Raw genomic sequence first — 20883 nt, forward strand, 5'->3', positions numbered from 1 at the left:
TATGAGTGCCAACCATAGTCTGCAAAAACTGCTCGATGAGCTGGGCCGTCTGCCGGGCATTGGCCCCAAATCGGCCCAGCGCATCGCCTACTACCTGCTCGAGGCCGACGCCGAGGAGGCGCGCCGCCTGGCCGAGGCCATCCTGGAGGTCAAGCAGGAGGTCCACTTTTGCAGCCGTTGCTTTAACTACGCCACGGCCGACGAGTGCTCCATCTGCCAAGACTCGATGCGCGACACCACCCGCATCTGCGTGGTGGGTGAGCCGCGCGATGTCCAGGCGATTGAGCGCACGGGCAGCTACCACGGCCTCTACCACGTGCTGGGCGGCGTGATCAGCCCCATGGACAAGATCGGCCCCGAGCAGCTGCACATCCGCGAGTTGCTGGCGCGCTTGGGCCACGAGGACATCCACGAGGTCATTATCGCCACCAACCCCAACATTGAGGGCGAGACCACGGCGAGCTACCTTGCCCGCACCATCAAGCCTCTGGGCGTCGAGGTGTCGCGTCTGGCGAGCGGCCTGCCCGTGGGCGGCGACCTGGAGTATGCTGACGAGCTTACGCTCGGCCGTGCCATCGAGGCCCGTCGTGCGATCTAGGCGGCGTCAGCTCCGCGGCATGTCCCGTCAGCCTGCCGCACGGGGCGCTCATAATTGGGCGCGAGTTCATGCATTTGTTGCGCAACAAACCTGCTTTTCATCCGCTTATCGCGTGGATGGGTCCACTCTCACCTCGTATTTGCCCATTCGTTGCACAACCTTTTGAGTTCGCTGATACACTCAAATGTGGATATGAAAGAATGCGCCGCTTTTAAGCGGCGTGTTTTTGTTGGAGGAGAACGCATGCGGCCCGCTAGCACTCAGACAAAGCATGGCGCCGCGGTGCGCATTCGACGCCGGCTGGGCCTGGCGCCTCGGGCGTACGTGCTGCTGTCTTGCTCGCTCGTGCTGGTCATAGCCGGTGTTTCGGCTTATGGCATGACGGTGCCGTCCATGGTACAGGCGCATGCTGAGCGCGAGCTGCATATTGGGCGCAAGGCCAAAAGCGACTTGGGAACGACAACCGGATATGCGTGGGCGAGCGTGGTCTCGCATGTTGTGTTCGGTGGCGACGATGCGGACAGTCCAGAAACATCGGACAACGAGGTTACGCTGGCAAACGGCAAGACCATCGTGCTCACCAACACCAAGGTCATTACGAAGCTTTCCAACAACAGTGTGGCTTCTGTCGTCAATAAGGCCGAGCAGCAGAAGGGGCAGGACGCCCAACAGGCAGGCCAGCCCGGCGGTTCGGGTTCGTCTGGCTCCAGCTCCGATTCGTCGGGCGGCGGTTCCGGTTCGGGCTCCGCCTCTGGCGGTGGATCTTCGAGTGATGGCTCGACGGACGGCGGTGCCGGCGGCGACACGGGCTCGGGTGGTCTCTCGGCTGCCGAGGAGGAGAGTATTCACAGCTGGCTCGTGACCAAATACAACATGCTCGATGGCTATGTCGCCCGCGCCAACAGCGTGGTTTCGACCTATAACGCAACAGGCGATACCGGACCGTGCGATAGCCTGACCAACGATATGTTTGTCATCCGTGCCGAGTTTGGCCGGCAAACGTTTTCTCCCAAGTCAAAGTGGTATCAGCAATACGCCAACCTATGGGGTTGCTACACCAATCTGTGCCAATGGGTGGGGCATTATGGCGATGACGACGTCGCGCTCAACAACTTCAATACCAAAGTGGCGGCGATCGCCCTATGACGAATAGCCTTGCTTCTGTGGCAACCCAGTCGCTCAGCCGTGACCCTATGGTGGGCCTGCGCCTGGCGCGCGTTGGAGGGTTTGAGCCCGCCATTGCGCTGGGCCCGGACGAGCTTCCCGCCTACCTGCGCCGTTTTACGATGCTGTTTGCCGATGACGCCACCATGCGCCGCGGCGGTATCGGCCGTGTGACGCGTGCCGTCAACGCGCAGGGCGAGGCCGTGGCACTCAAGCAGCTCATCTTGCCAACGCGCGACGAATTTGATGACGATGTCGCCCACGAGGCGCTGGTCACCAAGTTCAAGGCGGCGTTTCGCGAGGAATATGAATGCCATCGCGCCCTTTCGGGCCTTAGAGGCTTTCCCCGCCTGTATGGATGGGGCGAGGTTGACGGCGTTCCCGCGATTGTCATGGAGTGGGTCGAGGGCGAGACGCTCGCTCGCCTGCGCTCGCGCCTTGCCGTGGACGATGCCGGGCGTCTGTCGCCGCTCCTGGCGGCGCGCCTGGGTCGCGACCTGTTCGATCTGCTCTGCCGCATGAGCTTGGTAGGCGAGGGGTTCGTCCATCGCGATATCTCGCCCGCTAATATTATGGTGCGCACGGCGCGCCTGCCGCTCGACCGACAGCTTGCCGAAGGCACCTTCGACCTGTGCTTGATCGACTTTGGCTCTTCGCTGGCGCTCGAGCCCGCCTCTGCGGTGGCCGGCACCGGCGGCAAGGCGTCGTTTACCGAGCGCTATGCCACGTTGCGCCGCGCGACGGTGGCCTACGCCCCGCCCGAGATGCTCACCGACGATATCCCCGACCTGCGCATGCTTCGCATGTCGCCGGCAATCGATGTGTATGCAGCGGCGAGTACGGTCTACGAGCTCATCGCCGGTGTCGCGCCGTACGAAGTAGCGCCGGGTGCGTCGGGTACTTCGGGCTCGCGCAAAAAGACGTGCGATATCGCCAGCCCTTATCGCCTCAAGATGGATACGCTGCCCGATTATCCCGTTGGCGCCCACGCGCCCGGCTGCGACTTGACGCAACTGCTGCGACGCGAGCCCGATGTGGCACTTGCCGCGGCCGAACAGGCTCAGCAGCTGGGACTCGATCCAAATTCCGAGGATCTGCGCGATGCGCTGGCGTTTGTCGATGCCCAGTTGTTCGACGTGGTCATGGCCTGCCTGTCCTGCCATCAGGAAGATCGTCCCGAGCCGGCTGCGGTGGAGGCGGCGCTCTCGGCATTTTGCGACCACTATGCGCAAAATGTCGCCCGCTCGCTTCGCGCCGAGCCGCTCTTGCCGTGCCCGATGGAGGTATCGGGGCACACGGCCCGGCGTGCGGCGATGGTTGGGGCGACGGCGGTATGCGGCGTGCTTTGGGCTGTGGTCGTGGTATCAGCTGCGCTGTTGGCGTCGGGCGCCCATGTGACACTCGTCGTGGGACCGCTTATGTGGTCCGGGAAGCTGCCGGCCATTATCGCCGCACTGGCGTTGGCACCGCCGGGCATGGTGGGCATCGCTGCCGGCGCCATGGCACACGATCGTCGCACGGGGTTCCTGCAAGGCGTACTGGTGCTTTCTGCCTGCGAGGTTCCGGTGCTGATCGCGGTTGCATGCACCGTGTTTTCCCAGCGCGCCGTAGCGAGCGGCTTCGTTGCCGCCTTAATTGCAACCTATGCGCTCACGTGGTTTTTGCTGGCGATGGGGTTTGCCTTTGAGCTTCCCGTCGTGTCAGCGCGACGTGCGAAAATTTCCATGGCGACGCCGCTTGCCGGCGGAGCCGCGGCTGCTCGCGCCTTTGGCGGGCCGGCCGAAGTATCCGACACTATCTCTGCGACCAAGGAGGGCTAAGCCATGGCTTCTCAAGCTGAGCTCACCCCGTGCGGGGCAATGTTTGACATCTTTAAGCGCGCAGCGCACCTGAGTCATATCGAACTGTGCGGCCTGGTGCTCTCGAGCCGCCCGCTCGTCGACGGCCGTAGTCCGCAGAGCCGTGCTGCCGATCGCTCTTGGGTTTCGCGCTTTATCGTGCGCGCGCCGGTCGGCACGCTGCAGGAACGTTATTTTGCCGATTACGGCACCTCGGCCGCGCGCATTATGTCGCAGCTGGCCCTGCGCCGCCGCAATCCCATGGACGCCACGGCCGTGACCAACATGGTGTGCGGCCCCGCTGGCGAGCCCATGGTGCGGGCACTCGAGGAATGCCATCAGGACACGAATCTCTATCGCAATGCGCTCGAGCGCCTGTCGCAGGCGGCTGAGCTCATGCCCGCCGAGCGCGCCGAGGCCATCCTGGTGCTGTTTGTCGCCGTGGGCTGCTCGGCAGATGTCCGCTCGTCGGTGACCTATGCCCTCGACTACGCTCATGCGACCTGTGGCGGCGCCACGTCGACGCCGCGCTCGCTGAGCACCTCGACGGTCACGGGCGAGCACGAGGCGGCGCCTGCGCACCCGTTGGGACTGCTGCGCGTGCAAAACGGCTACGTGGTGAGCGCCCCGCGCTGGATTCAGCCGAGTGAGGAGGGCGTCGAGATCGGCGCGCTGGCGACGGGGGAGGGCGATATCACCGATGTGGGCGATGACGTTTCGGCTCGCCATGCCCACGTGTGGTGCGATGACCAAAATGTCTGGTACGTCGAGGACCTGTCGTCCACCAACGGAACCGTGGTGGTAAACGGCGCGACGAACGTCTGCACCCAGGTCGAGCCCGGCCGCTCCGCTCGGCTCAACCCCGGTGACGAGCTCAGGCTCGGAGAATCCACAACCTACGCCATCCTCCTCGGCGCCCTCTGACTCATCTCCTAAATAAGTTGCGGTGAAATAGGGACTGTTTAAGGCTACGGCCGGCAAAAACAGTCCCTATTTCACCGCAACTGCCATTTGGTCCCTCGGTGACGGAAGGATTATTTTTGCCCTTGATGGTCGCTCGGGATAAACCTTTACCGCCCGCCTATATTTGTCGAAATTACACTTGACGGCGGGGTACAATAAACCCGCATGCGGATTTCCGTTGCGGGCGCTTCCCATCACCGGGGCGTGCCCGGGAGCATCCGGCATGCGGCCTTTGCGGCGCTCGATCATGTGCAAGACGGGTAGCTGGGCCTGTGGAGCGCGTGCAGCCTCCTCGCCTCGGCATGCCTTCTCTCCACGCCATGTACCTGCTGCTGAGTCCGCCTGTCAGATGACTGGAAGCAACAGCGAAAATCCCATCACGCCAACATCCCGGTAATCGCCGGGGCCTGTATACCTATATGAGAGGAGAGGGGTATATGGCGCGTAAGTTTAAGTCTATGGACGGCAACGAGGCGGCCGCATATGTTTCGTATGCGTACACCGAGGTAGCGGGAATTTATCCCATTACGCCGTCCAGCCCGATGGCCGACCATGTCGACCAGTGGGCGGCCCAGGGTCGCAAGAACATCTTTGGCACCCCGGTCAAGGTCGTCGAGATGGAGTCCGAGGCGGGTGCAGCCGGTACCGTTCACGGTTCGCTGGGCGCCGGTGCTCTGACCACCACCTACACGGCTTCTCAGGGCCTGCTCCTGATGATCCCGAACATGTACAAGATCGCGGGCGAGCAGCTCCCGGGCGTCTTCCACGTCTCCGCGCGTTGCGTCGCTTCCCACGCCCTGAACATCTTTGGCGATCACTCCGACGTCATGGCCTGCCGCCAGACCGGTTTCGCCATGCTCGCCGAGGGCAACGTCCAGGAGGTCATGGACCTCTCGCCGGTGGCTCACCTTGCCGCCATCGAGGGTAAGACCCCGTTCCTCAACTTCTTCGACGGCTTCCGCACCAGCCACGAGATCCAGAAGGTCGCCATGTGGGACTACAAGGATCTTGCCGAGATGTGCGACATGGACGCCGTCCAGGCTTTCCGCGACCACGCGCTCAACCCTGAGCACCCGCACACCCGCGGCAGCCATGAGAACGGCGACATCTTCTTCCAGAACCGCGAGGCCTGCAACAAGGTCTACGACGAGCTCCCTGCCGTCGTCGAGGGCTACATGAAGAAGATCAACGAGAAGCTCGGCACCGATTACGGCCTGTTCAACTACTACGGCGCTCCCGATGCCGATCGTGTCGTCGTGTGCATGGGCTCCTTCTGCGACGTGCTCGAGGAAGTCATCGACTACCTCAACGCTCACGGTGAGAAGGTCGGCCTGGTCAAGGTTCGCCTGTTCCGTCCGTTCTCCATCAAGCACTTCGTGGACGTTCTCCCCGAGACCGTCCAGAAGATCGCCGTCATGGACCGCACCAAGGAGCCGGGTTCCATCGGCGAGCCGCTCTACCAGGACGTCGTCTCCGCTCTCTACGAGGCCGGCAAGACGGGTATCAAGGTCGTCGGCGGCCGTTACGGCCTGGGCAGCAAGGACACGCCTCCCGCGTCCGCGTTTGCCGTCTTCGAGGAGCTCAAGAAGGACGAGCCCAAGCGCGAGTTCACCATCGGCATTGTCGATGACGTGACCAACCTGAGCCTGCCCGAGGCCGAGGATGCGCCCAACACCGCAGCTCCCGGCACCATCGAGTGCAAGTTCTGGGGTCTGGGTGGCGACGGTACCGTCGGCGCCAACAAGAACTCGATTAAGATCATCGGCGACCACACCGACAAGTACGTTCAGGCCTACTTCCAGTACGACTCCAAGAAGACCGGCGGCGTTACCGTCTCGCACCTGCGCTTTGGTGATTCCCCGATCCGCTCGCCGTACTACGTGACCAAGGCCGACTTTGTCGCTTGCCACAACCCCAGCTACATCGTCAAGGGCTTCAAGATGGTCCGCGACGTCAAGCCTGGCGGCACCTTCCTGGTCAACTGCCAGTGGAGCGACGAGGAGTTCGCCGAGCACATGTCCGCCGTGGCCAAGCGCTACATCGCGAACAACAACATCAACGTCTACCTGATCGACGCTATCGACCTGGCCGCCAAGGTTGGCATGGGCAAGCGCACCAACACGGTGCTCCAGTCCGCCTTCTTCGCGCTGGCCAAGGTCCTGCCCGCCGAGGACGCCCTGCAGTACATGAAGGACGCGGCTACCAAGTCCTACATGAAGAAGGGCCAGGCCATCGTCGACGCCAACCACAAGGCCATCGATGCCGGCGCTACCGCCTTCCGTAAGTTCGAGGTTCCGGCCGACTGGGCTACCGCCGAGGACGCCGCTCCTGTCGAGCTTTCCGAGGAGACCAAGTCCGCTATCGCCCAGCAGGTCAAGAACCTGCTCGAGCCCATCGATCGCATGGATGGCGACAGCCTGCCCGTTTCTGCCTTTGTCGATTGTGCCGACGGTCAGTTTGAGCTGGGCGCCTCCGCATACGAGAAGCGCGGCGTCGCCGTGGTCGTTCCTCACTGGGACGAGACCAAGTGCATCCAGTGCAACCAGTGCGCCTATGTGTGCCCGCATGCCACCATCCGTCCGTTCGCGATGACCGAGGACGAGGCTGCCGCCGCGCCCGAGGCTACCCGTACGCTCGACGCCATGGGTCCCAAGGCCAAGGGCATGAAGTTCACCATGGCCGTGTCCCCGCTCGACTGCATGGGCTGCACCAACTGCGTCAAGGTCTGCCCCAAGGGCGCCCTCGAGATGGCTCCCGCCGAGCAGGAGATGGATCAGCAGCCCGTTTGGGACTACATGGTCAAGAACGTCTCCGAGAAGAAGGAGCTCATCGCGGCCAACGTCAAGGGCAGCCAGTTTAAGCAGCCCTACCTGGAGTTCTCCGGCTCCTGCGCCGGCTGCGCCGAGACCGCTTATGCACGTCTGGTGACCCAGGTCGCCGGCGACCGCATGTTCATCTCCAACGCCACCGGCTGCTCCTCCATTTGGGGCAACCCCGCTGCCACCGCTCCTTACTGCAAGGACAAGGACGGTCACGGCCCGGCGTGGAACAACTCCCTGTTCGAGGACAATGCTGAGCACGGTCTGGGCATGGCCATCGGTTACGAGGCCGTCCAGAATAAGCTGATCGCCGCCACCCAGGAGCTCATCGCTGCCGATGGTCCGTCCGACGAGCTCAAGGCCGCCGGTCAGGCTTGGATCGACTCCGTCAACGACGTCGAGGCCTCCAAGACTGCTGCTGCCGCCTACGTTGCCGAGCTCGAGAAGTGCGGCTGCGACGCTTCCAAGGCGATCCTCGCCGACAAGGCTTACCTCACCAAGAAGTCCTTCTGGATCTTCGGTGGCGACGGTTGGGCCTACGACATCGGCTTCGGTGGTCTGGACCACGTCCTGGCTTCTGGCCACAACGTCAACGTCTTCGTCTTCGACACCGAGGTCTACTCCAACACCGGCGGTCAGGCCTCCAAGGCTTCGAACCTGGGCCAGGTTGCCCAGTTCGCCGCTGCCGGCAAGGTGACCAAGAAGAAGTCTCTGGCCGAGATCGCTATGAGCTATGGTTACGTCTACGTGGCGCAGGTCGCCATGGGCGCCAACCCGGCTCAGACTCTCAAGGCCATCCACGAGGCCGAGGCCTATGACGGCCCGTCCCTCATCATCGGCTACAGCCCCTGCGAGATGCACTCCATCAAGAAGGGCGGCATGCAGAACTGCCAGGCCGAGATGAAGAAGGCTGTCGAGTGCGGTTACTGGAACCTCTTCCGCTTCAACCCCGAGGCTGCTGCCGGCAAGAAGTTCTCGCTCGATTCCAAGGAGCCCGCGGGCGGCTATCAGGAGTTCCTGATGAACGAGGCCCGTTACGCTTCGCTGACGCGCTCCTTCCCCGAGCGCGCCGAGGAGCTCTTCAAGGAGAACGAGCAGGCCGCTATGGACCGCTACGCTCACCTGCTGAAGCTTAAGACGGTGTACAACGAGGCCTAGGTCTCCCACCGCAGGATCTGAGGGCTAACCTTCGCGGACGTCCTCGGACATGAAAGAACCCCCGCTGCGCACTACGTGCGGCGGGGGTTCTTTCGTCCTGCGGAATGTCCGCGAAGGTTAGCCCTCAGATCCTGCTACGACTACGTCCTCGGATTGTGGGGCTGAATGAAGGACGTGGCTGAGGGGGCCTTTTGCCCCTTTCGCTGTTTCGCGGCTTTGCCGCGAAAGTCGCGCTACTTTGGGGATGGATGGAGGATTTGGCTGTTGCCGCTTCTTATCCCTTTGCTTTTTCGCGGCTTTGCCGCGAAACGCGCAGCACCTTGGGAAATGCATTGATGCGTGGGCGGGGCTGGATTGCGGATTCAAATGGCTAGAGAGATATGGGTGCGAACGAGAAATCGTTATTGGGGTCATCCTTTTCCATAAACTCATCGAGACAAAACGTCATGTAGATTGGAACGTACAGAACCTTGCCCTCTTTGCTGAGATTCTCGTGGCTCAGTACAACGGCCTCGGGAATTTTGTACTCGCCTACACTCATCAGACGATCGAGGGCCGCATGCGCTCGAACTTTCTTGCCCGATTTGACCTCGATTGGGACAACATGCCCGTGGGCGCCTTCGATCACAAAGTCAACTTCACCGACCTCACGCGTTTGGTAGTACCATGCATCCGCCCCGAGGGCAACGAGTTCCTGCGCGACCACGTTCTCATAGAGACCACCAAGGTTGGGAGTTTTCATATCAAGATAGACAGCGCGTGCAGTGCTACCGGGGTATCGCGATGCGAGCATGCCTGTATCAGACTCGTATAGTTTGAAGGCTGTCGTTTTCTCCGTCCTCTTGAGGGGACTCCGTGGCTCCGTCACCCTGGCGACCATCAATCCAACACCTGCGTTAACAAGCCACAGGAAATCCTGCTCATATTTTTTAAGGCGAGCTCCCTCACCCAGAGACGAAACAACAAAGCGATGAGACTCCGCCTCAAGCTGAACGGGAATTTGCTCAAAAATCGACCGAACGTTAAACGCTCGAGTCGATGCATATTTTGAGATATCGCTTTTGTACTGATCGACCAACTGAGTTTGAAGCTCACGTGTGCTCACGAGCGAATAACCCGAATCAATATAATTCTGAACGACCTCCGGCATGCCGCCGCAAACGATATAAGCTCTATAGTTCTTGAGCATCGCCTCATGAATATAGTTTTCGACAGGATGTTTCTCGACAAGGCAGCTGCGAATGCCTGCAAGCACATTCTCGCTAACGCTGTTTGCCCAACAAAACTCTTCAAAATCCATCGGGCGCATAACAATGTGCTCTACATACCCCACCGGAAAAGAAGAGATCCCCTTAAACTCAGTCCCAAGCATAGACCCCGAGAAGACATAGCTAAAGCGCCCATCCTCGACCAACGCCTTCATGAGTGTAACGATCTGCGGATACTCCTGAATCTCATCGACAAAGACAAGCGTATCGCCCTCAACAAGCGGCGCATCCGCAAGAAGGGCTACGCGGTTGATAAAGTCAACGGAGTTCTTTGCGCCAACAAGTGCATTCCTTGCTTCGATATCGAGTAGTAAATTGACCTCAAAATACGAAGCGTAGTTGCTTTTTCCAAACGCGCGAATCGCATAGCTCTTGCCGATCTGACGCGCACCAGTAACAAGTAATGCCTTATTGGAGTTATTCTTCCAGCTCAAAAGCCTATCAGTGACCTTACGGCGTAGCATTAAACCCCCAAATGACAAAAATTGACAGATAGAATCGCCTAAAATCATACAAAAATTGGCAGATAATAACGTCGTAAATATACAAAAATTGGAAGATAGCAAAGGTCCGATAAGGTCTCAAAGCCACTGAAACAGCGCTCTACTTTGCGAAGGGGCTGGGGACGCTGTTGCGTGCGTCTCCAGCCCTCTGATTCTTACTTTGGGTCCCGTGGTGGGACTATGTTGGTGCTACCTGGCTGTTTTTACCTTGTCTCGCCGCTCTCTGTGCGTAGGCGGTAGCCGTGGACGAGGTCGCTAATAGCTGGCCAGGGAATCTGGCGGTCGACCCAAAATTGGAGCTGGACCAGATAGCGCTCAGTGGCACGGGTGAGGGCCGCGAACTGTTCGTGAGTCTCTACCTGGGCGTAGAGGTCGCGGCTGTGGGCGAGGATTGCCGTAGTGTCATCCATTTTGCCGGTGACGTCAAAGGCGCCCGAGAACCAGTCGCACAGGCGCGCGGCGCTGTTGTTGATCGTTGCGAGGTCGGCGGTGCCGTCGTTGGCGTTTTCGTTGGCCTGGGCTCGCAGGAGGGAGAGAGCGTCGGCGGCGTTCATACAGTAGCCGACGGTGAAGTTCCAGACGGCGAATTCGCGGCCGGTGTCGAGCTTGCGGCGGCGCATGTAGTCGATGTCACGGGGTTCTTCGAGCATCATTTGGTCAGCGAGGGCCTCAAGTGCAGTGGTGTACTCGGCAAGGTCGAGTGCGAGCAGGGTGTTGATATCCATCATCTTTAGGCCTCCGTTTCGATCTCGACGATTTCGTTTTTAATGTACATGCCCTGGTTGTCCCAGACATTGCGGCAGGCGGCGGCAAAGCGCTCGCGGTCGGCTTCGCAGATGCGGGCGAACATGTTGCAGGTGCCAAAGGGCTCGCACACGTCAAAGAAGATGCAAATTGACGACCAGCCGCCATACCAGCTCACGGCGCCCGCTGGCTCGTGAAAGACGGGGTTCTCGATGTGCTCGTAATTGGCGATGGGGCCCGATACGGGATAGGTTACCTCGGCATCGCAGATCTTGGCCGAAAAGATACGTGACTCGACCGGACAGGACGATTCGAACAGCTTGCACGCCTCGGGAGCCTTGTCCCAGAGCATGTCGGCGAGAAACGTCTCGCCATTCAGCGTGATCTTGAGCATTTTTGTCATAGTAAGGACCTCCTCAATCCGTCGCTCAAGGGGTTCGCTGGCGGATAAGGAGAAGACAGCAGCGGGGTCGCCGAACCCAAACTTCACGACAGATCTCTGTCGCCCCAGCCCGCGCTGTTCTTCGCTAAAGTACCATGCCGTAATTGCGCGCGCAATATCAGTTTTTGAATTTCTGGAAGCGGCAATCGACGAGACGGCTCGCCGGCTGCCGGCCGACGCGCGGTAAAGGTGCTCGTCTATTCCCTAAGTTGGATGAAAAACGCTATGTTATTGCAGGGCTGCATACTCGTCTTATAAATGTATAGAATCTCGTATAGTGTGAGTAAGATATTGCGCTGTCTGTTTTGTGTTTAGCAAAGATATAGTTTGCATAATCTGGTCTAATCCCTGCTCTATCAAAATAAAGTCGCACGTAAATAGCTTAGATATGCTTGAGCTGGGCATCTTTACGCTGAACGGGTAAAAACGACCGTTCACCGTTCAACTGTTTTCAAAATGAATAAAATGAGCGATAAAGAGAATATAAACCTTAATAAACTCGCGTATTGCACGGACGTGGGTTATTAATGGGATGTAGGCCTTTTACAGAAAGGATTCCAGCAATGTCTAAGCCTCTTGGCAAGCCCGATCGTATTGTCGTCGCCCTTGGCGGCAACGCCCTCGGCAACAACCCCGTCGAGCAGATCGAGGCCGTGAGCAACACCGCCCACGCACTCCTTGGTCTCATCGAGCAGGGTAACGAGATCATCATCACCCACGGCAACGGCCCGCAGGTCGGCATGATCCAGAATGCCTTCGCCGCCGCCCACGACGCCATCGGCACCCCCGAGATGCCGCTGCCCGAGTGCGGCGCCATGTCCCAGGGCTACATTGGTTATCACCTGCAGCAGGGCATCGGCCGCGAGATGCACAAGCGCTATAAGCGTTGGCACGCCGCCACCGTCGTCACCCAGATCGAGTGCGATCCCGACGATCCCGCGTTCAAGAACCCGACCAAGCCGATCGGCCCCTTCTACACCGAGGAGCAGGCCAAGGAGTTCATGGCCGAGGATCCCTCCAAGGTCTTCGTCGAGGATTCCGGCCGCGGCTGGCGCCGCGTCGTCGCCTCCCCCGATCCCAAGAAGATCGTCGAGGCCGACTCCATCCTCAACCTGCTCGACAACGAGTTCATCGTCATCGCCTGCGGTGGCGGCGGCATTCCCGTCGTCCGCGACTACGAGAACAAGGGTTGCTACAAGGGCGTTCCCGCCGTCATCGACAAGGACCTGGGCGGCGAGCTGCTGGCCGAGGACTGCGACGCCGACGTTCTGTTCCTGCTGACCGCCGTTGAGCATGTCGCCATCAACTTTGGCAAGCCCAACCAGGAGGAGCTCGAGGACCTCACCGCCGACGAGGCCGAGCGCCTGGCCGACGAGGGCCAGTTCGGTAAGGGTTCCATGGAGCCCAAGGTCCGCGCTGCCATCAAGTTCGCCCGTTCCCGCAAGGGCCGCACCTGCATTATCGGCGCCCTGGACAAGGCCGCCGAGACCATGGCCGGCCTCTCCGGTACCCGCATCCACGAGTAGTCTCTACTCTGTTGCCTCTCTTGTGGGTGCCAGGCAAAGCGCCCACAAACTAGCCTCTCTTCATGAGCCCCGCAGTCCGCTCCGACTGCGGGGCTTTTGCTATTGAGGTGACTGTTCATGAGAAGCGCTGAAGACCGCGGAAACCCGGCACTTGGGGACGTTCCTTTTCTGCCGGCATCTTGGGATAGTCCTTTTCGGCAGCGCGAGCGGTCGTCTGCAAAGACCGTCCCCAGTGGCTAGTCATTTAATGGCTGGTCATTTAAGTCTGTCCCCAATGACTAGTAGTAGGCCCACATGGTTTCGATTTCGTTGAGGACTTCTACGACGCCCCAACGGCGGGCGCTACGGCTGGGCGAATTGGGATCGTAGACACCGATTTGGTCGGCGTCGTCAATGCCGTAAAGCACGATGTAATGACCCACGTTGGTAAACGTGCCGGGACGCACGACGGCGATTACGGGGGCACCCGAGCGCAAGGCCTGGGCCATCGAGTCTCGGTCGTTGTAGAGCTGCGTCCCGTTAAGCCCCAGCTGCGCGGCGCCGCTCGTCATAAACGACCACTCGGTGGCACCGGTGGGGGCATAGTTGCCCGCCTCGGAAAGGGCGCACATATCGACCGGTGTCATATCGGTGCGCCCCGTTTTAAAGATGTAGATCATGGTGAGGCAGGTGGGTCCGCAGCCGTTTTGGCGGATAGTTCCGCCGGCGTAGGGCAGCTCCGACCATGCGGGGTCGATCTGGTAAATATGCGGCATGGTGCCGGCACTCCACTGCGAACGTGGGGTCGAAAAAGCAAACGAGTAGCCGGGTGCGACTGGGGCTTTGAGGAGCTTTTCCTCGGCGGTGGGCTCTAGGCCGGCAGAGCCATGCGAGGCACACGACCCCAGATACACAAAGGCCAGACATGCCATGATGGAGCACAGGGCAAGACAGAGACGATGAATCTGCGGATTGGCGGCCCGGCCGCGTCCCAGCGGCCGTGGCTGCTTTGCGCCGCGTCCGCCGCGGGGCTTCGAAAAGAAACGGCTGATGTGGTTGTCAGGCTTTCGCCGATCGATTTTCTGCCGCCGAGGCACTTCGGCCCGGCGTTGACGGGTGCCCGAGCATGGGCGACCCGCCTGACGCGTGCTGGTATTCTGCGGCATAGACGACAAGGGGCGATCCTGCGGACGCTGCGGCCCGTCGTTGTCAGAAACACTCCTGGATGCTGGCGTGGTACGCCCGGCAAGGCGAACGTTTCGCTGTCGTTCGCCGCCGTTGTATTCGTATGCCATTTGCACCGCCTCGTCTCATGTATAACCCGTCCATCCTACAAAAAAGACGTGCAGCAAATGAGGACATACACCAAAACCTCGGTAAGCGGCATGGACGGGAGCGAGCCTGGCGCCATAAAGCGACGCCCTCCGCGAGCGATTGAGTCGCGTCATCAAAACGGACGCCCGCACCGAGTGGCGCCCCTCGCCGTTCGTCCCAAAAACGGCGCCGCTCGTTTTGCAGTTCTGCCTTCGGTCGAGCTACGAGTGGCGTTGCTGTGCCAAGGCCGTATCTTAAAGCCATGAAATAAAAAGTGCGCGGCAAAACAGGCCGTGCAAGGGGTGACGCCAAGGGGCGTCAGAAAGGAAAGGAGGGGAACAATGGCGGACAAGAACGCAGAAGTTGCAGTCGAGGATACCGGCGGCATGAAGAAAACGCTTTCGCTCTGGAACTTCTTCACCATCGGTTTCGGTGCCATCATCGGTACCGGTTGGGTTCTGCAGGTCGGCGACTGGATGGTCGTGGGCGGCGGTCCCGTTCCCGCTATGATCGCATTCCTCTTGGGTGCAATCTTCCTCGTGCCCGTCGGAGCTGTTTTCGGTGAGCTTACGGCTGCTATCCCCATCTCGGGCGGCATCGTCGAGTATGTCGATCGTAGCTTTGGCCGTACACTGAGCTACATCACCGGTTGGCTCCTGGCCCTGGGCAACGGCATCCTGTGCCCGTGGGAGGCCATTGCCATTTCGACTCTCGTGTCCGAGATGTTCGGTAGCCTGCCCGGTCTTGAGTGGCTGCGCGCCATCAAGCTCTACACCATCCTGGGCGCCGACGTTTACCTGTTCCCGACGCTGATCGCGCTCGGCTTTGCAGTCTACGTCATCTTCCTCAATTTCCGCGGTGCCAGCTCGGCCGCCAAGCTCCAAGCCTTCCTGACCAAGGCCCTGCTCTGCGGCATGCTACTCGCCATGGGCGTCTCGCTGTTCACCGGCTCGCCGAACAACGCCATGCCTGTGTTCTCCCAGGTCGCCGGTGCTGGCGGCGGTAAGGCCGCCACCGAGGGCACCAGCCTGTTCGCCGGTATCGTGTCGGTCCTGGTTCTGACCCCGTTCTTCTACGCCGGTTTCGACACCATTCCTCAGCAGGCTGAGGAAGCAGCCGAGGGCCTTAACTGGAACAAGTTCGGCAAGATCATCTCCCTGGCCCTGCTGGCCGCCGGCGGCTTCTACATGGTCTGCATTTACTCGTTCGGCACTATCCTTGACTGGCATGAGTTTGTTAAGAGCCCCGTTCCCGCGCTTGCCTGTCTTAAGGGCATCAACATGCTCCTGTACCTGGCCATGCTCGTCATCGCCACGCTTGGACCCATGGGCCCGATGAACTCCTTCTACGGCGCCACGAGCCGCATTATGCTCGCCATGGGCCGCAAGGGCCAGCTGCCCGAGAAGTTTGCCGAGGTCGATCCCAATTCCGGCGCTCCCAAGCTCGCCTGCGTCGTTCTGGCCATCATCACCGTCGTCGGTCCGTTCCTGGGCAAGAACATGCTCATCCCTCTGACCAATGTGTCGGCTCTCGCCTTCATCTTCTCTTGCGGCATGGTCGCTCTTGCCTGCCTGCGCATGCGCTTCACCGAGCCCGACCTACCTCGTCCCTACGAGGTGCCCGGCGGCAAGTTTGGCATCAGCCTCGCCATCGCTGCCTGCGCCATCATCATCGGCCTGCTCGTGATTCCGTTCTCTCCCGCCTCCCTCAACATGGTGGAGTGGAGCATCGTGATCGGCTGGTTGGCTATTGGCCTGGCTCTCATGGCTTTCACCAATTCCCGTAAAAAGTAACGCCGAGCCGGGGCGGATTGGGTGCGCGGTGCCCTCTCTCCCGCGTACCGAACCCGGCATCACTTGGGTAGCTTTGTGAGGCCTTAACCCAACACGGCCTCACCCACTATATGGATCCATAAGGAGGAACCATGTCCACTAAGTATGCAATCGTTGGCGGCAAGCTCATCGACGGTACCGGTGCCGAGCCGGTCGAGAACTCCCTCGTTCTCGTCGACGATAACGGCAAGATCGAGTACGCCGGTGTTATGCAGGACCTTCCCGAGGGCGTTGAGGTTATCGACGCCGCCGGCAAGACTGTCCTTCCCGGCCTGATCGACACCCACCTGCACTTCTCGGGCAACCTGACCGACGATGACACCGATTGGGTCATGCAGCCGCTCCTCGAGAAGCAGGCCGTCGCCGTCAAGCAGGCCTACGACTGCCTCACCCACGGCCTCACCACCGTCTGCGAGATCGGCCGCTTTGGTATCCAGATTCGCGACTGCATCGACAAGGGCGTCTTTAAGGGCCCGCGCGTTCTGGCCACCGGCCTCGGCTTCTGCCGTGTTGCCGGTCACGGTGACTCCCACCACTGCACCCAGGAGCTCAACAAGGAATCCCATCCCTGGGGCGACCAGGTCGACGGTCCTTGGGATCTGCGCAAGGCCGTCCGTCGTCGCCTGCGCGAGAACCCCGATGCCATCAAGATCTGGGCTACCGGTGGCGGCATCTGGCGCTGGGACTCCGGTCGCGACCAGCACTATTGCTCCGAGGAGATCCAGGCCGTGGTCGAAGAGGCCAAGATGGTCGGTATCCCCGTGTGGAGCCACTGCTACAACAACCACGCCGCCGCCTACGATTCCGTTCGCTTTGGCTGCGAGCAGCTGATTCACGGCTTCGATATCGATGAGCGCACCATGGACCTTATGGCCGAGCAGGGCACCTTCTTCACCCCGACGATCGCCTTCCTGCCCACCTGGTACGCCACCTATCCTCCCGTCTATGTCCCCGAGCTGCACGACAAGTACGAGGGTACCCTGGTCGAGAAGGAGCTGCAGCGCAACTATGACTGCCTGCGCGAGGCCAAGAAGCGCGGCGTCGTCATGACGATCGGCTCTGACTCCTTCTCCTTCGTCACCCCGTACGGCACCTGCTCCATCGAGGAGATGTACGAGTTCGTCGACAAGATCGGCTTCACCCCGGTCGAGACCATCACCTGCGCCACCCTCAACGGTGCCAAGATGTGCCACATCGAGGACGAGACCGGTTCCATCGAGGCCGGCAAGTGCGCCGACCTGCTGGTCGTCAACGGTGACGTCGCCGCCGACATCCACGTGCTCAACACCGACAACATGGACGTCATCATGAAGGACGGCTGGATTGTCGAGGCCGGCACCTTCGGCGAGCCAAACAAGTACAGCGCCTAAGCTACCGTTAGTCGATGGCTGGATGTAAAACACAGTTTTTGATTGCATAATGCAATGGAGAGGGTCGCTTGCGGCCCTCTTTATTGCTATCGGTACTACGGACAAGAGGGGATGACGGTGGATCTCAATAGGCTGATTCTGGGCAAGAGTTACAACTCTACCAAGGTCTTTCGTACGGCCCAGCATGTGGTCCAGGCCATCCTGCTCGGTGTTGTCGTTCCGGCGCTTATCTTGCTGCTTATCTGGGATTTAACCGATAATCCCAATCCCGTTCCAGGCGTTGTCGTTATTGCCGGCCTGGTCATGCTGTGCTTCTTCTTCTCGTATGTCTTTGTGGTCCCCGATGACCTCACATCGAGCGCAACCGACCGCACGCTCGCCATCGCATCAAAAATATTCGCCTACACGTCGCGCGGCCTTACGCCCGAAGCGGCCCTGGGTGCCTCTAAAATCATCCTGTCCGAGACCATCGCTTCTGCCATCTGCTTTACTGACGGCAGGCAGGTGCTGGCAAGCTGGGGCGAGGACTCGGCAAAGTGCCCTGCCGGAACCCCGGTAGTGCTCAAGACCACGCTCAACGTGATTGAGACGGGCGAGCAGAGCGTGTTTTCGCGTGATGCCTCCAATGAGACGGGCGGCTATTTTCCCCGTCTGCGTGCCGGCATTGTCGCGCCGCTTAGCGTGCGTGGGCATTGCGTGGGCACGCTCGAGCTGTATTACCCCCGCCTGAGCAGCATCGATATGCGCCAGACGGCGCTTGCCTCGGGTTTCGCCGATCTCATTTCCACGCAGCTCGCCAGCTTTGAGCTCGAGCGCCAGGATGAGCTCACGGCCCGCGTTGAGCTCCGCGCTCTGCAGTCGCAGGTCGATCCGCATTTTCTATTCAATACCATTAGCACGATCGTTTCGCTCGTTCGAACCGAGCCCGACAAGGCGCGATCGCTGCTGATCGACTTTTCCAACTACTATCGTCAGACGCTTTCTGACTCCGATACGCTCACCACGCTCGAGCACGAGGTGGAACAGGGCACCCGTTATATCAATCTTATGCAGGCCCGGTATGGCGACGGCCGTCTGCGCGTTTCGGTCGACATCGACTTTGAGGTGCGCGACAGCCTGGTGCCGCCGTTTATCTTGCAGCCGCTGCTCGAAAACTGCATCAAGCATGCGCAGCGCGAGACCGAGCCGCTTTCCATTCGTGTTAGGGCTTTTGAGACCGATGACGGCTTGGAGATCATCGTCGAAGATGACGGCATCGGTATGAGCGAAGAAGTCTGCGCGCATCTGTTTGAGCAGCATCGCCGAGAGGAGCCCGAAAGCATTACCGCCGACGGCTCCGTCAAGCGAGGCTGCGGCCTGGCGCTCTTCAACGTGCTTCAGCGCATCCATTTCTTTTACGGAGAAGATTCTGGCATGCGCGTGAAGTCCCAGGAGGGCGTGGGAACGCAGGTCATCGTTGAGTTGAACGGCGAGCCGCATGAGCCGGCGCCGCTAACGGTGTAGCACGCGGTTGGATTGAGAGAAAAAAAGAGGGGAAACGCATATGTCCGAAGGCTGGAATATCTTGGTGGTTGATGACGAGCCCCCAATTAGGGCTGAGCTACGCTATCTGTTGGAAAAGGATGCGCGTGTGGGCCAGATTGCCGAGGCGGGCAATGTCACCGAAGCCGTGGAATCGATTCTGTCGAACAAGCCCGACGTGCTGTTTTTAGACATTACTATGCCTGGTCGCTCGGGAATTGAGCTTGCCGAGACGCTTCAGAACCTAAAGACACCGCCGGTCGTGGTGTTTGTGACGGCATTTGCCGAGTATGCGGCCGATGCCTATAACCTCGATGCCGTCGATTACATCGTAAAGCCGGTCGAGGATGCTCGCCTGTCAAAGGCGCTCGATAAGATCGAGACCGCCCTGGGCGCTCGCCGTGTCGTCCATGCTCCGCGCCAGCCTTTGCGCCTGACGGTGGATCGTGGGGGTAAAAAGGTGTTCATTCCCGTGGCGGATGTCTGCTACTTTGAGGCGCGCGCCGATTTTTGCAACGCCGTCTGCGCCGAGGGAACATATCTGATCAATGAGTCGATTTCATCGCTCGAGCGGCGCCTGGCCTCCGAGGGCTTTATCCGTGTCCACCGCAGCTATCTGGTCAACTTGGAAGACGTGCACAATGTCGAGATCGGTTCTACGGGTCTTATGGAACTCAGGCTCGATCGCGTAACCTCGACGGTGCCCGTGTCCCGTCGTCGCGCTGCCGAGGTTAAGGCGCGCCTGGGGCTTGTGTAGACGGTCCGCATGCCATCGTTTGCCGACGCAGGTTTGGCATGGGCGCGCGGTGGGCATAATGGGTGACATCGAATGAAATCGAAAGGATCATTATGCCTGCGCTTATTACGCATCATCTGTTTGGCGAGGAAAGCATCGATCGTCTGCCGCAGGGCGTCATTACGTCCGACGAGGAACGCATTGCCTTTATCCTGGGCAACCAGGGTCCCGACCCGTTTTTCTTCCACATCCTGACGCCGCGCGTTTCCGACTGCACGCTGCTGGCGCAGGCCATGCATCGCTCGCGCATGTCGCGCCAGTTCTCGTGCCTGCGCGACGGCGTGTCCCATCTGCTCCCGCGCGATGCCAACTTGGGCCGCGCCTTTGCGCTGGGCCTGCTGTCGCACTACGTGCTCGACCGTAATGCCCACCCCTTTGTCTACGAGCAGCAGTTTGGCATTGTCGAGTCCGATCCCGAGCTGGAGGATTCGGGCAGCCAGGTCCATGCGGTGCTCGAAAGTGACCTGGACGTGTTGATGCTGCAGCTCAAGCGCGACGGGGCCACGGTCGAGGACTATCCGCCGGCGGGCGAGATCGTCACCACCGACCGCATCAATCGCGTGGCCGGCGTGCTGATGAGCTATGTTGCCGGGCGTGTGTACGGTATCGATATCCCAGCGGGGGAGTACGGTGCCGCCGTTGCCGACATGCAGCTGCTCTATCGCGCCATTGAACCGGCGGGCTCGGCCAAGACGCGTGCAATTGCCCTGGTCGAGGGCCTAGTACACGACTACTCCCTGCTCGATGGCCTTGCTCACCGCGTGACGACCGAGCCGCCCGAGCGCACCGGCAATCTGGGCCATCTGACGTGGAAGAATCCCTTTACCGATGAGGTCTCGAACGAGAGCTTCCCCGAGGTCTTTGACCGCGCGCTGGTCGATTACGAGTGCACGGTCACCCGATTTATCGAGACCGGCGATATGGAGGCCGTGACCAACCACGTCAATTACAGCGGTCGCGTGCTCGGGGCTGACGAAGAGTTCGACCGCGAGGAGTAGGGCTCGTGCGTGCCCCTTTGCCGAATCCTTACCGGTGCCTCTGTGCAATT

The 20883-nt window shown here is 60.3% G+C and carries 16 protein-coding genes; 12 read left to right on the forward strand and 4 right to left on the reverse strand.

Annotated features, from left to right (window positions below; all coding sequences use genetic code 11):
- Window position 1 precedes the first annotated feature (1 nt).
- The 6 genes from recR to ACTQXI_RS06025 all read left to right on the forward strand — a co-directional run bounded on the left by recR (window position 2) and on the right by ACTQXI_RS06025 (window position 8914).
- The gene (gene recR / locus ACTQXI_RS06000) at window positions 2-598 is read left to right on the forward strand and encodes a recombination mediator RecR (RefSeq protein WP_099432550.1); all 597 of its coding nucleotides are present in this window, start codon (window positions 2-4) and stop codon (window positions 596-598) included.
- 243 nt (window positions 599-841) lie between these two features.
- Window positions 842-1744, forward strand: coding sequence for a hypothetical protein (locus ACTQXI_RS06005; protein ID WP_441083519.1), 903 nt, complete (start codon window positions 842-844; stop codon window positions 1742-1744).
- Window positions 1741-3582, forward strand: a complete 1842-nt coding sequence (locus ACTQXI_RS06010; protein WP_441548420.1) for a serine/threonine protein kinase — start codon at window positions 1741-1743, stop codon at window positions 3580-3582. Before ACTQXI_RS06005 ends, ACTQXI_RS06010 begins: the two co-directional genes overlap by 4 nt.
- A gap of 3 nt (window positions 3583-3585) precedes the next feature.
- Window positions 3586-4524 carry an FHA domain-containing protein gene (locus ACTQXI_RS06015; RefSeq protein WP_441548421.1) on the forward strand — a complete coding sequence of 313 codons (939 nt, stop codon included), beginning with the start codon at window positions 3586-3588 and terminating at the stop codon, window positions 4522-4524.
- A 476-nt stretch (window positions 4525-5000) separates the two neighbouring features.
- Window positions 5001-8540, forward strand: coding sequence for a pyruvate:ferredoxin (flavodoxin) oxidoreductase (nifJ, locus tag ACTQXI_RS06020; protein ID WP_427748167.1), 3540 nt, complete (start codon window positions 5001-5003; stop codon window positions 8538-8540).
- A 191-nt stretch (window positions 8541-8731) separates the two neighbouring features.
- The gene (locus tag ACTQXI_RS06025) at window positions 8732-8914 is read left to right on the forward strand and encodes a hypothetical protein (RefSeq protein WP_427729279.1); all 183 of its coding nucleotides are present in this window, start codon (window positions 8732-8734) and stop codon (window positions 8912-8914) included.
- On the opposite strand, the gene ACTQXI_RS06030 is transcribed toward ACTQXI_RS06025, so the two are convergent.
- The 3 genes from ACTQXI_RS06030 to ACTQXI_RS06040 all read right to left on the reverse strand — a co-directional run bounded on the left by ACTQXI_RS06030 (window position 8911) and on the right by ACTQXI_RS06040 (window position 11458).
- Window positions 8911-10272, reverse strand: coding sequence for an ATP-binding protein (locus ACTQXI_RS06030; protein ID WP_441064199.1), 1362 nt, complete (start codon window positions 10270-10272; stop codon window positions 8911-8913). The genes ACTQXI_RS06025 and ACTQXI_RS06030 overlap by 4 nt on opposite strands.
- Before the next feature lie 242 nt (window positions 10273-10514).
- Window positions 10515-11036: a hypothetical protein gene (locus tag ACTQXI_RS06035; RefSeq protein ID WP_271758658.1), complete on the reverse strand. Its 522-nt coding sequence runs from the start codon at window positions 11034-11036 to the stop codon at window positions 10515-10517.
- Between the two features lie 5 nt (window positions 11037-11041).
- On the reverse strand, window positions 11042-11458 hold the full coding sequence (locus ACTQXI_RS06040; protein ID WP_154518619.1) for a DUF3830 family protein: 417 nt from the start codon (window positions 11456-11458) through the stop codon (window positions 11042-11044).
- A gap of 602 nt (window positions 11459-12060) precedes the next feature.
- Here ACTQXI_RS06040 and arcC point away from each other — a divergent pair.
- Window positions 12061-13023 carry a carbamate kinase gene (gene arcC / locus ACTQXI_RS06045; protein WP_006235166.1) on the forward strand — a complete coding sequence of 321 codons (963 nt, stop codon included), beginning with the start codon at window positions 12061-12063 and terminating at the stop codon, window positions 13021-13023.
- Between the two features lie 278 nt (window positions 13024-13301).
- On the opposite strand, the gene ACTQXI_RS06050 is transcribed toward arcC, so the two are convergent.
- Window positions 13302-13934 (reverse strand): C39 family peptidase, encoded by a 633-nt coding sequence (locus ACTQXI_RS06050; protein ID WP_441548422.1) that lies wholly within the window; start codon window positions 13932-13934, stop codon window positions 13302-13304.
- A gap of 723 nt (window positions 13935-14657) precedes the next feature.
- Here ACTQXI_RS06050 and ACTQXI_RS06055 point away from each other — a divergent pair.
- The 5 genes from ACTQXI_RS06055 to ACTQXI_RS06075 all read left to right on the forward strand — a co-directional run bounded on the left by ACTQXI_RS06055 (window position 14658) and on the right by ACTQXI_RS06075 (window position 20833).
- Window positions 14658-16109 (forward strand): APC family permease, encoded by a 1452-nt coding sequence (locus tag ACTQXI_RS06055; protein WP_427728889.1) that lies wholly within the window; start codon window positions 14658-14660, stop codon window positions 16107-16109.
- A gap of 131 nt (window positions 16110-16240) precedes the next feature.
- Window positions 16241-17518, forward strand: a complete 1278-nt coding sequence (locus ACTQXI_RS06060; protein ID WP_154518625.1) for a metal-dependent hydrolase family protein — start codon at window positions 16241-16243, stop codon at window positions 17516-17518.
- 117 nt (window positions 17519-17635) lie between these two features.
- A complete protein-coding gene (locus ACTQXI_RS06065) occupies window positions 17636-19021 on the forward strand; it encodes a sensor histidine kinase (protein WP_427728891.1) in 1386 nt (461 codons plus the stop codon).
- A gap of 40 nt (window positions 19022-19061) precedes the next feature.
- Window positions 19062-19796: a LytR/AlgR family response regulator transcription factor gene (locus ACTQXI_RS06070; protein ID WP_154518631.1), complete on the forward strand. Its 735-nt coding sequence runs from the start codon at window positions 19062-19064 to the stop codon at window positions 19794-19796.
- Window positions 19797-19888: 92 nt separating this feature from the next.
- A complete protein-coding gene (locus ACTQXI_RS06075; protein ID WP_441548423.1) occupies window positions 19889-20833 on the forward strand; it encodes a zinc dependent phospholipase C family protein in 945 nt (314 codons plus the stop codon).
- The last annotated feature ends 50 nt before the right edge of the window (window positions 20834-20883 follow it).

The sequence above is a fragment of the Collinsella sp. LCP19S3_C9 genome (assembly GCF_052121575.1).
Lineage (GTDB): Bacteria > Actinomycetota > Coriobacteriia > Coriobacteriales > Coriobacteriaceae > Collinsella.